This is a genomic window from Actinomycetospora sp. ABD4_176, from assembly GCF_056311855.1.
This window is the reverse complement of the sequence record NZ_CM149974.1, coordinates 3,593,765-3,605,313: the sequence shown is the minus strand read 5'-3', so window position 1 is coordinate 3,605,313 and position 11,549 is coordinate 3,593,765. Positions and strand designations below refer to the sequence as shown.

7 protein-coding genes are annotated in these 11,549 nt (G+C 73.7%); 6 read left to right on the top strand and 1 reads right to left on the bottom strand.

Annotated features, from left to right (window positions below):
* Positions 1–88 precede the first annotated feature (88 nt).
* From ACYX4T_RS17525 to topA, 3 genes are all read left to right on the top strand, one after another.
* Complete coding sequence (locus tag ACYX4T_RS17525; RefSeq protein WP_476010576.1) at positions 89–2,407, top strand: sodium-translocating pyrophosphatase; 2,319 nt, start codon at positions 89–91, stop codon at positions 2,405–2,407.
* A gap of 136 nt (positions 2,408–2,543) precedes the next feature.
* Complete coding sequence (locus ACYX4T_RS17520; protein ID WP_476010575.1) at positions 2,544–3,506, top strand: hypothetical protein; 963 nt, start codon at positions 2,544–2,546, stop codon at positions 3,504–3,506.
* Positions 3,507–3,711: 205 nt separating this feature from the next.
* Positions 3,712–6,777, top strand: coding sequence for a type I DNA topoisomerase (topA, locus tag ACYX4T_RS17515; RefSeq protein ID WP_476010574.1), 3,066 nt, complete (start codon positions 3,712–3,714; stop codon positions 6,775–6,777).
* A 51-nt stretch (positions 6,778–6,828) separates the two neighbouring features.
* Here topA and ACYX4T_RS17510 read toward each other — a convergent pair whose 3' ends face one another.
* Complete coding sequence (locus tag ACYX4T_RS17510; protein ID WP_476010573.1) at positions 6,829–7,488, bottom strand: FMN-dependent NADH-azoreductase; 660 nt, start codon at positions 7,486–7,488, stop codon at positions 6,829–6,831.
* A 100-nt stretch (positions 7,489–7,588) separates the two neighbouring features.
* Here ACYX4T_RS17510 and ACYX4T_RS17505 point away from each other — a divergent pair, with 100 nt between their 5' ends.
* The 3 genes from ACYX4T_RS17505 to ACYX4T_RS17495 all read left to right on the top strand — a co-directional run bounded on the left by ACYX4T_RS17505 (position 7,589) and on the right by ACYX4T_RS17495 (position 11,462).
* Positions 7,589–8,077, top strand: coding sequence for a MarR family winged helix-turn-helix transcriptional regulator (locus tag ACYX4T_RS17505; RefSeq protein WP_476010572.1), 489 nt, complete (start codon positions 7,589–7,591; stop codon positions 8,075–8,077).
* 202 nt (positions 8,078–8,279) lie between these two features.
* On the top strand, positions 8,280–10,211 hold the full coding sequence (locus tag ACYX4T_RS17500) for a bifunctional MFS transporter/dTMP kinase (RefSeq protein ID WP_476010571.1): 1,932 nt from the start codon (positions 8,280–8,282) through the stop codon (positions 10,209–10,211).
* A gap of 51 nt (positions 10,212–10,262) precedes the next feature.
* A complete protein-coding gene (locus tag ACYX4T_RS17495) occupies positions 10,263–11,462 on the top strand; it encodes a DNA polymerase III subunit delta' (RefSeq protein ID WP_476010570.1) in 1,200 nt (399 codons plus the stop codon).
* The last annotated feature ends 87 nt before the right edge of the window (positions 11,463–11,549 follow it).

Here is an 11,549-nt window from a genome sequence, read left to right as displayed (position 1 = left end):
CCGTGCCGGGTCGTGGCCTGGATCATCACGCGCCGAGGGTCGCCGCACGGCCTGACCGGGCGCGTCGAAGTGCCAACCGGGAGGCTGGATGCAAGCGTCCGTCCTCGCCGCGGGGATCTCGTTCTCCAGCGGCGACAACATCGTGGTCGTCGTGGTGGCGGCGGTGGCCGTCATCGCGCTGATCGTCGGCTTCGTCCTGCGGCAGCAGGTCCTCGCCGCCGACGAGGGCACGCAGGGCATGCGTGACATCGGCCGCGCCGTGCAGGAGGGCGCGAGCGCCTTCCTCACCCGTCAGTTCAAGACGCTCGCGCCGTTCATCGTCGTGGTCTTCCTGGTGCTGTTCGCGCTGCCGGCCGCCAGTACGGGCGAGCTGATCGGGCGCTCGATCGCCTTCGTCGTCGGGGCCCTGTTCTCGATGGCCATCGGCGCGCTGGGCATGAACCTCGCGACCAAGGCCAACATCCGCGTCGCCGCGGCGGCCAACGAGCCCGGCGGGCGCGACAAGGGCGCCAGGATCGCGTTCCGCACCGGCGGCGTGGTCGGTATGGCCACCGTCGGCCTGGGCCTGCTCGGGGCCGCGGTCGTCGTGCTGATCTACGTCGAGGAGGCCCCGCGCGTCCTCGAGGGCTTCGGTCTCGGTGCGGCCCTGCTCGCCATGTTCATGCGTGTCGGCGGCGGCATCTTCACCAAGGCCGCCGACGTCGGTGCCGACCTCGTCGGCAAGGTCGAGCAGAACATCCCCGAGGACGATCCCCGCAACGCCGCCACGATCGCCGACAACGTGGGTGACAACGTCGGTGACTGCGCCGGCATGGCCGCGGACCTGTTCGAGTCCTACGCCGTCACGCTGGTCGCCGCGCTGATCCTCGGCTCGGTCGCCTTCGGCACGCTCGGCCTGACGTACCCGCTGATCATCCCGGCGATCGGCGTCGTCACCGCGATCATCGGGGTGTTCATCACCCGCACCCGCGAGGGCGAGAACGCGCTGCGCGCGATCAACCGCAGCTTCTACATCTCCGCGGTCATCTCGATCGTGGCCTGCTCGTTCGCGGCGTTCACCTACCTGCCGTCGAGCTTCGCCGAGCTGCCCGGCGTCGACGCCGCCCGCATCGGCGACCTCGCCGCGGCCGGCAACCCGCAGGTCATCGCGTTCGCCGCCGTCGCGATCGGCATCGTGCTCGCGATCGTCATCCTGTCGCTGACCGGCTACTACACCGGCACCGAGACCCAGCCGGTCAAGGACGTCGGCACGAGCTCGCTCACCGGTGCCGCCACGGTGATCCTCGCGGGCATCTCGGTCGGCTTCGAGTCGGCCGTGTACACCGCGCTCGTCATCGGCGCCGCGGTCTACGGCGCGTTCCTGCTCTCGGGCTCGGTGTTCGTCGCGCTGTTCGCCGTCGCCCTCGCCGGCACCGGCCTGCTGACCACCGTCGGCGTCATCGTCGCCATGGACACGTTCGGCCCCGTGTCGGACAACGCGCAGGGCATCGCCGAGATGTCCGGCGACGTCGAGGGTGCCGGTGCGGACATCCTCACCGAGCTCGACGCGGTCGGGAACACGACGAAGGCGATCACCAAGGGCATCGCCATCGCCACCGCGGTGCTCGCCGCGACGGCGCTGTTCGGGTCGTACAACGACGCGATCACGCAGGCCTACGCCGAGGCCGGGCAGACGCTGACCGACATCTACAACCTCACCGCCCCGAACGTGCTCGTCGGCGTCATCATCGGCGCGGCCGTCGTGTTCATGTTCTCGGGCCTCGCGGTCAACGCCGTGTCCCGCGCCGCCGGCGCGGTGGTGTTCGAGGTGCGCCGCCAGTTCAAGTCGATCCCCGGGATCATGCAGTACCGGGGCGGCGCGGGTGAGGGTCGTCCCGAGTACGGCAAGGTCGTCGACCTCTGCACCCGCGACGCGCTGCGCGAGCTGGCCACGCCCGGCCTGCTGGCGATCCTCGCCCCGATCGCCGTCGGCTTCGGCCTCGGCGTCGGTCCGCTCGCCGGCTACCTCGGCGGCGCGATCGCGGCCGGCACGCTGATGGCCGTGTTCCTGGCCAACTCCGGTGGTGCCTGGGACAACGCCAAGAAGCTGGTCGAGGACGGCAACCACGGCGGCAAGGGCTCCGACGCCCACGAGGCGACGATCATCGGCGACACCGTCGGTGACCCGTTCAAGGACACCGCCGGCCCGTCGATCAACCCGCTGATCAAGGTCATGAACCTGGTCTCGGTGCTCATCGCCCCGGCCGTCGTGACCCTGTCGGTCGGCGTGGACGCCAACCCGGCCGTCCGCATCACGATCGCCGTCGTCGCCCTCATCGGCATCGCGGTGGCGATCTTCGTGTCGAAGCGCCGCTCGACGGCCATCGCCGACTCCAACCAGGACACGGCGGCTCCCGCCCAGGCCTGAGCCGCACGGCAGGACGCAGCGTGGGGCCCCTTCGGTCGATCTACTCGACCGGAGGGGCCCTTCGCTCGTCCCGGGGCCGCACGTGGACCGTGTGGTTCCCACGTCCGTTCGAACGCGTGTTCTACGCTGCGCGGCCGTGGGGCAGCTGTCGTTCTGGTCGGCGGACGCCCACCCGCGCGCCCTGCGCGATCTCGAGGGCCTGCTCTGCGGGCCCGGACGCGCCGAGCTCTTCGGCCGCGGCTCGGCGGCGCGGCTGACGATCGTGCTGGGCCCGCCGCCGGAGCCGGAGTCCGAGGAGGACGAGCCCGAGGACGAGGCGGAGGACGCGGACGACGACGAGGGCGGGCGGGACGACGCGCCGCGTGCGAGCGATGCGGCGTCGCTGGCGTCCAGCGCCAGGATCGCCACATCCTCGTCGTCGCGACACCCCGAGGAGTCCCCGGACCGTGACGATCCCGGCCCGGAGCTCGACCCCGACGAGCTGGCCTTCCTGGACCTCGACCCCGAGGAGATCGTGGCCCGGCTCGGCCGACGCCCGCCACCGGCGGACGACGCCGGCGTGTCGTCGCCGCGAGGATGTGGCGATCCTGGCGATGAACGCCAGGAAAGCCGCATCGCTCGCACGGCCACGTGCGACCCCGACCCCGACCCCGTGACGAGGTGGCGGGCGCGCGCGGTGTGCTGCGCGCTGCGGAGCCGGGGGGTCCCGGCGGAGGTCGGTCGCGCCGGGGACGGGCGCCCGGAGGTCCGCACGGCCTTCCGCGCGGACCTCGTCGACCTCGCGCGGGCCTGGACGTCGGGCGGCGGAATGAAGAGCGTCCCGCCCGGGTTCGAGCTGGACGGGCCGCGCCTGCGGCTGTGGGTGCTGGCCGCCGGCACGCTCGACGGGCGCGCCTACACGCTCGGACTGGACCCCGACGCCCCGCTCGCCGGTGACGAGCTGCTCACGGCGAGTCATCGTGCCGGGCTCGGCGCGACCCTGGCCGGTGCGGCCGGCGCGCCGGTGCTGCGTATCGTCGGGCGGCGACGGCACGGTCGTCTGGGTGAGCTGGTGGGTCGCCCACCCCGCGATCTGGCCGACGGCGTCTGGCCGGTGTGAGCCCGGCGACACCGGCTCCGGGGCCACCCGGACGGCCCCGTCACCAGCATCGATCGGTCCAGCCCGCGGGGCGATCGGCGGCACCGCGCGCGGCCGTCACCACCCCGCTGCGGGGGCGGTGCCACCGGTCGCGCCTGGCGTGGGTGACACCGTGAGGCACACTGGCGGCGAGTGGCGGTCCGCCACCGGTACGACGAGACGAGGCATGCCCGTGGCATCGACGAAGGGCGCGACGACGGCACGCAGCGCGACGACCGACGCCCCGACCCCCTCCGAGAGCGGGCCGGCGGCGCGATCGAGCACGCGCGCGAAGTCCGGCGCGAAGTCCTCGGGGGGCGGCGGGAAGACTGGTCGCGGCGGCGCGACCCCGGCGGGCGACGGCGGCCGTCGCCTGGTGATCGTCGAGTCGCCGGCCAAGGCCCGCAAGATCGCGGACTTCCTCGGCTCGCGCTACATCGTCGAGTCCAGCCGCGGCCACATCCGCGACCTGCCGCGCGGCGCCGCCGACGTCCCCGCCAAGTACAAGGGCCAGTCCTGGGCGCGCCTGGGCGTCGACGTCGACAACGACTTCGAGCCGCTCTACATCGTCACGCCGGACAAGAAGTCGACGGTCACCGAGCTCAAGGACGCCCTCAAGGAGGTCGACGAGCTCTACCTCGCGACGGACGGCGACCGCGAGGGCGAGGCCATCGCCTGGCACCTGATGGAGACGCTCAAGCCCAAGGTGCCGGTCCGGCGCATGGTGTTCCACGAGATCACCGAGTCGGCCATCCAGGCCGCCGCGGCCAACCCGCGCGACCTCGACCAGGACCTCGTCGACGCGCAGGAGACCCGGCGCATCCTCGACCGCCTCTACGGCTACGAGGTCAGCCCCGTGCTGTGGAAGAAGGTCATGCCGAAGCTCTCGGCGGGCCGGGTGCAGTCGGTGGCCACGCGCGTCATCGTCGAGCGCGAGCGCGAGCGGATGGCGTTCGTGTCCGCGGGCTACTGGGGCATCGACGCCGTCCTGCGCACCGGCCAGCAGCAGGACACCGGCAACACGCCGACCTTCAAGGCGTCCCTGGTCGCGATCGGGGAGTCCCGGGTGGCCACGGGCCGCGACTTCGACGCCCGGGGTCAGCTCAAGAACACCGACGTGACGGCGCTCGACGAGGCCGAGGCCCGCCGGTTGGTCGAGGCCCTGGCGTCGAGCGAGTACACGGTCGACTCCGTCGAGGAGAAGCCGTACACGCGCAAGCCCTACGCGCCGTTCATGACCTCGACGCTGCAGCAGGAGGGCGGCCGCAAGCTGCGGTTCTCGTCCGAGCGGACGATGCGCACCGCGCAGCGGCTCTACGAGAACGGCTACATCACCTACATGCGCACGGACTCCACGACGCTGTCGGAGACCGCGATCAACGCCGCGCGCACCCAGGCCCGCGACCTCTACGGCGACGAGAACGTCGCGGAGAAGCCGCGCCAGTACACCCGCAAGGTGAAGAACGCCCAGGAGGCCCACGAGGCGATCCGGCCCGCGGGCGAGACGTTCCGGACCCCCGGCGAGGTCGGAGGAGAGCTGGGCGGCGACGAGTTCCGCCTCTACGAGCTCATCTGGCAGCGAACGATCGCCAGCCAGATGCGCGACGCGCGCGGGACGACGATGACCGTCCGGGCCTCGGCCCCGGCCGCCACCGGCGAGGTCTGCACCTTCTCCGCGTCCGGCCGCACGATCACGTTCCCGGGCTTCCTGCGGGCCTACGTCGAGACCGTCGACGAGCTCGAGGGCGGGCAGGCCGACGACGCCGAGTCCCGCCTGCCGCGTCTCGCGGAGGGCGAGTCGCTGAGCGCGGACAGCCTCGACCCGTCGGGTCACACGACGAGCCCGCCCGCCCGCTACACCGAGGCGAGCCTGGTGAAGACGCTGGAGGAGCGCGGCATCGGCCGGCCCTCCACCTACGCGTCGATCATCAACACCATCCAGGAGCGCGGCTACGTCTGGAAGAAGGGGCAGGCCCTGGTCCCCAGCTGGATCGCCTTCGCGGTGATCGGGCTGATGGAGCAGCACTTCGGGCGCCTCGTCGACTACGACTTCACCGCCGCCCTCGAGGACGAGCTCGACGCCATCGCCGCGGGCAACGCCCAGCGTGAGACCTGGCTGTCGCACTTCTACTTCGGCGCGCACGGCAACGGCAACGGCAACGGCAACGGCAACGGCAACGGTGACGGTGCGGCCGCCGGCAGCGCGGACGGCGTCGAGGCGTCGATGTCGAACCTGGGCGGGCTCAAGAAGCTCGTCGGCGACAAGCTCGAGGGCATCGACGCCCGCGAGGTCAACTCGCTGCGGATGTTCGCCGACGAGCAGGGCCGCGACGTCGTCGTGCGCGTCGGCCGCTACGGGCCCTACCTCGAGCGGATCGTCACCGCCGACGGCGAGGAGAAGTCGCAGCGGGCGAACCTGCCCGACGACCTCCCACCCGACGAGCTCGACCTGGCGCTGGCCGAGGAGCTCTTCGCGACCCCGCAGGAGGGGCGCTCGCTGGGCACCGACCCGGAGAGCGGGCACGAGATCCTCGCCAAGGAGGGCCGCTTCGGGCCCTACGTCACCGAGGTGCTGCCCGAGGGCGCCAAGGAGAAGCCCCGCACCGGGTCGCTGTTCAAGTCGATGACGCTCTCGGAGATCACGCTCGACGACGCGCTGAAGCTGCTCAGCCTGCCTCGCGTGGTCGGCACGGACCCCGAGTCGGGCGTCGAGATCACCGCTCAGAACGGCCGGTACGGGCCCTACATCAAGAAGGACAAGGACTCCCGGTCGCTCGACAGCGAGGACAAGCTGTTCACTGTCACCCTCGAGGAGGCCCAGCAGATCTTCGCCCAGCCCAAGCAGCGCGGGCGGGCCGCGGCCAAGCCGCCGCTCAAGGAGCTGGGCACCGACCCGGCGTCGGGCAACCCGATGGTCGTCAAGGACGGGCGCTTCGGGCCCTACGTCACCGACGGCGCGGGCGTGAACGCCTCGCTGCGCAAGGGCGACGCGGTCGAGAGCCTCACCGACGAGCGGGCCGCCGAGCTGCTGGCCGAGAAGCGCGCCAAGGACGGCACCAAGCCGACCAAGGCCGGGGCCAAGGCACCGGCGAAGAAGGCACCGGCGAAGAAGGCTCCGGCCAGGTCCGCGGGCTCCAAGGCGGCGGGCTCGAAGTCCACCGGCACGAAGTCCACGGGCGCGAAGTCCACCGGCGCGAAGAAGACGACGTCGACGTCGGGTTCGGGCTCGAAGCGCGGCACGCCGACGACCTGAGCCCGCGGCGGGACCGTGCTCCGAGGGGCACGGCTCCGCCCCGCAGGTCGCTCAGCCCACCGGTACCGACACGACGATCCGCGCCATCGACCGGCCGGCGTCGCCGGCGAGCTCGTGGGCCCGGGCGCGCACCTGGTCGGCGAGCGGGCGCAGCTCGGCCATCGCCGGCACGGTGTCGGCGAGCGTCAGCTCGGCCTCCACGAGGGTGACGTCGCCGCCCCAGACGTCGCGCAGGATGCGCACGAGCCAGCCGGTGGCGTGGTCCCAGCCCTCCCGCGGGGTGCCCTCGCCGTAGCCGCCGCCGCGGGCGACGACGAGCGTGACCGGCTTGCCGGCCAGCGGCGAGGTGCCCGGCGCGAAGCGGGGGTCGGTGATGAGCAGGTCGACCCACGTCTTGACGTGCTGGGACACGCCGAAGTTGTAGAGCGGGGTGGCGACGACGAGCGCGTCCGCGCCGTCGACCTCGTCGGCCAGGGCGCGTGCCAGGTCGACGGCGGCGCGCTGCTCGTCGCTGCGCTGGTCCTCCGGGGTGAAGCCGGCGAGCGCGGCGGTGCTCCAGGCGTCGGCGGGGACCGGGTCGGTGCGCAGGTCGCGGCGCACGACGCTGTCGTCGGGGTGGTGCTCGAGGTAGGCCCGCTCGAGGGTGTCGGCGACCTCGCGGCTCACCGAGCCCTCGGTGCGGATGCTGCTGTCGAGGCGGAACAGGGTCACGGGGGTCCTCCGGAGGGAGCGGTACGAGCTGTCGAGGAGATGTTCTGTCGAAAAGAACTTCTTGTCAACAGACGTGTTCGCAGGGCGCTAGTCTGTGTCCATGACCACCCCGCGTGTCGAGGCCGACCTGGGCTGGGCGCTGGGACGGGTCACGCGGGCCCACATGCGCACCGCGCAGGACGTCGTGTCGGACCTGCCGGGCGGGCCGCGCGGTTACCACGTCCTCGCCGGCATCGCGGAGGGTCCGCCGCGCACGCAGCTCGCGCTGGCGCGCAGCCTCGGCGTCGACCGCACGGTGATGACCTACCTGCTCGACGAGCTCGAGGGCGCCGGTCTCGTCGCCCGCCGGCCCGACCCGGCGGACCGCCGCGCGCGCCAGGTCCTGCTCACCGACCTCGGGCGCGAGCGGCTCTGCGCGCTCGAGCGCCGGCTGCGCGAGGCGGAGGACGAGCTGCTCGCCCCGCTGGAGCCCGCCGAGCGCGACCAGCTGCGCACGCTCCTGCAGCGGCTCGCCACGGGCGGCGACGGGGCGAACGCCTGCCAGGTCGCCGCCGAGCTCCAGGAGATGCAGGGCGACGGCACCTGCTGAGGGTCGTGAAGGCCGCGGTCCGGCGCCGATATCCTGCAGGGACGCTCGGGGCCGACGCGAGGGGTGATGCGGGATCGACGAGCAACCCGCCGGTGGTGGTCGCCGTGCCGCCCCCGATGCTGCCCCCGACGCCGCCCCGGACACCACTGCCGAGACCGCTGCCGACGCCGGGGCGCCCTCCGCGACGCACCGGATCCGCAGCGTGCTCGCGATCCGGCCGTTCCGCCGGCTCTGGGCGGTCACCGCGGTCGCGAGCTTCGGCGACTGGCTCTCCCTGCTCGCCCTCACCGCGCTCGCCACGCAGCTGACCAGCGGCTACCAGGCCCAGAGCTTCGCGCTCGGCGGCGTCGTCGCCACCAAGCTCCTGCCCGCGCTGTTCATGGCGCCGCTGGGCGGGGTGCTCGCCGACAAGTTCGACCGGCGCACGGTCATGGTCACCTGCGACGTCCTGCGCGCCGGGCTCTTCCTGTCGATCCCGCTGGTCGGGTCACTGTGGTGGCTGTTCGCGGCGACGTTCCTCATCGAGCTGTGCGCCCTGGTGTGGATCCCGGCGAAGGACTCGTCGGTCCCGAACCTGCTGCGGCGCAAGGACCAGGTGGAGACGGCCAACCAGCTGTCCCTGGTCATGACCTACGGCGTCTCGGTGATCAGCGCCGCGGGCGTGTTCGCCCTGATCTCGAAGTCCGGCAACATCCCGGGCTGGGACCCGAGCCCGACCACCACCGCGTACCTCGCGCTCGTGGGCAACGGCCTGGCCGCGCTGCTCATGGCCCTGACCGTGGCCTTCCGCATCCCCGAGATCTCCGGACGCAGCGCCGAGCGCCGCGAGGCCGCGCCGGGCCTGCTCGCGATGCTGCGCGACGGCGCCCAGTTCGTCTCGACCACGCCGCTGGTGCGCGGGCTCGTCGTCGGCATCGTCGGGGCGTTCGCCGGTGGCGGCGCCGTCATCGCCTCGGCCCGGCTCTACGCGGCGAGCCTCGGCGGCGGCGACGCGGCCTACTCGCTGCTGTTCATCGCCCTGTTCGCCGGCGTCGCGCTCGGCATGGCGGCGGTGCCCCGCATCGCCCGCCGGATGCCGCACCACCGGCTCTTCGGTGTCGCGATCGTCGGCGCCGGGCTCTCGCTGCTCGCCGTCGCCGTGGCCTGGCACCTCTACCTCGCGCTGGGCACCGTCGTGTTCGTCGGCTTCTTCGCCGGCACCGCGCTGCTCACCGGGCTGACGATCATCGGCGCCCAGGTCGAGGACGCCGTGCGCGGGCGCGTGGTGGCGTTCGTGCAGTCGATCGTGCGGGTGGACCTGCTGGCGTCGATGTCGGTGGTCCCGCTGCTGGTCGGGCTCGTGCAGTCACGGACGCTGACGCTGTTCGGGCAGACCGCGCAGGTGGACGGTACGCGGTTCGTGCTGTTCGGCGCGGGGATCGTCGCCGCCGGCGTCGGCGTGCTCGCCTACCGCCAGATGGACGACCGCCGCGACCGCACGATCCTCGCCGACGTCAAGCGGGCCCTGCGCCGCAGCCGCCACGGCGAGCCCGGGCTGCTCGTCGCGGTCGAGGGCGCCTCCCGACACGACACCGCCGAGCAGAGCGAGCGGCTCGTGCGCTGGCTCGGCGAGCAGGGCGCCGACGTGGTGCTCGCCGGGCGCAGCGCCGCCGACGCGGCACGGGCCGCGGCCGCGGTCTCCGCGAGCGGGCTCGACGGCCAGCGCGCCCGAGCTCTCGTCGCCGCCGCGGTGCGCGCCGACGTGCTCGCCCACGAGGTGCTGCCCGCGCTGCGGGCCGGGCGGGTCGTCGTCATCGAGGGCGGCCTCGACTCGCCGCTGGCCCGGGTCGGCGACGAGCTCGACGCCGCCGACCTGCAACGCCTCGGCGCCTGGGCCACCGGTCCGGTGCGTCCCGACGTCACGGTCCTGCTCGACCGCGACCCGAGCCACGACCCGGCGCCGGTCACCGGCGGCATCGTCGACGCCTGGCAGGTGCAGCGGACGCTGACCGAGATGGCCGCCGCCGACCCCGGCCGCTACGTGCGCGTCGACGCCGACGGCGACCCCGCCGACGTCGCGGCCCGCGTGCGCGACCTGCTCGCGCCCCTGGTGGCCCGCGTGCTGCCGGCGCCCGAGAACGCCCGCGCCGGCTAGTGCCGCGACGGCCGTGACCCGCCGTCGGACCGCTGGGGCATCATCGACGGGGTGAGCGTCTGGTCGCAGGTCGTCGGTCAGCCCGCCGCGGTGGCCGAGCTGCAGGCCGCGGCGGCGCGCGCGGCGCGGGTGCGCTTCTCCGACGAGCTCGACGACGGCGCCCCCGGCGGCGCCGGCATGACGCACTCGTGGCTGTTCACGGGCCCGCCCGGCTCGGGCCGGTCGGTCGCCGCGCGAGCGTTCGCGGCGGCGCTGCAGTGCCCGGACCAGGGCTGCGGGTCGTGCACGGCGTGCCACACGGTCATGGCCGGCACCCACGCCGACGTGCGCGAGATCGTCCCCGAGGGCCTGTCGATCAGCGTCAAGGAGGTCCGCACGACCATCGACGTCGCCGCGCGCCGGCCCACCACCGCGCGCTGGCAGATCGTCATCGTCGAGGACGCCGACCGGCTCACCGAGCAGGCGTCGAACGCGCTGCTCAAGTCGGTCGAGGAGCCCGCCGAGCGCACGGTCTTCCTGCTCTGCTGCCCCTCGGAGCACCCCGACGACATCTCGGTGACCATCCGCTCCCGCTGCCGCGCGGTGCGCCTGCGCACGCCGGCGCCGGAGGCGATCGCCGCGGTGCTCGTCGAGCGCGACGGCATCCCGGAGGCCGACGCGACGTGGGCGGCGTCGGTGTGCGGCGGGCACATCGGGCGGGCCCGCCGCCTGGCGCGCGTGCCCGAGGCACGCGAGGAGCGCGACGCGGTGCTCGCCCTGCCCCGGGCGCTGCGCTCGGCCGCCGACGCCTTCGCCGCCTCGGACGCCATGGTCGGCGCCGCCGAGGCGGAGGCGGCCGCGCTCGCGGCGTCCCGCGACGAGGTCGAGCGCGAGGAGCTCGCGGTGTCCCTCGGAGCGGGCGGCACGGGCAAGGGCACCGCCCAGGCCCAGCGGTCGGCGCGCGCGGCGGAGAAGGACCTCGAGAAGCGCCAGCGCTCGCGCCTGACCCGCACGAAGCGCGACGCCCTCGACCGCGCGCTCGTCGACCTCGCCGGCTACTACCGCGACGTCCTCGCCCGCGGCCTCGGCGCCTCGGTCACGTCGACCCACCCCGACCGCGCGACCGAGGTCGGCACCGCCGCCCGCGACAGCACCCCCGAGGCGTCCCTGCGCCGCCTCGAGGCGATCCTGGCGTGCCGCGACGCCCTTGCCGCGAACGTGAAGCCCGAGATCGCGATCGACGCCCTGGTGACGGCGCTGCGGACGGGCTGAGCGGCCGGCACCTCCAGACAGGCCGCTGGAGCTATGCACAAGATCGCATCGAGTCCGACGGCCTGGTCGGTCGCTCTCGACGCGATC

Bases quoted from the DNA above. Each gene is read 5' to 3' on its own strand.
- ACYX4T_RS17525 (WP_476010576.1), top strand. From the start codon at position 89: ATGCAAGCGTCCGTCCTCGCCGCGGGGATCTCGTTCTCCAGCGGCGAC.
- topA (WP_476010574.1), top strand. From the start codon at position 3,712: ATGCCCGTGGCATCGACGAAGGGCGCGACGACGGCACGCAGCGCGACG.
- ACYX4T_RS17505 (WP_476010572.1), top strand. From the start codon at position 7,589: ATGACCACCCCGCGTGTCGAGGCCGACCTGGGCTGGGCGCTGGGACGG.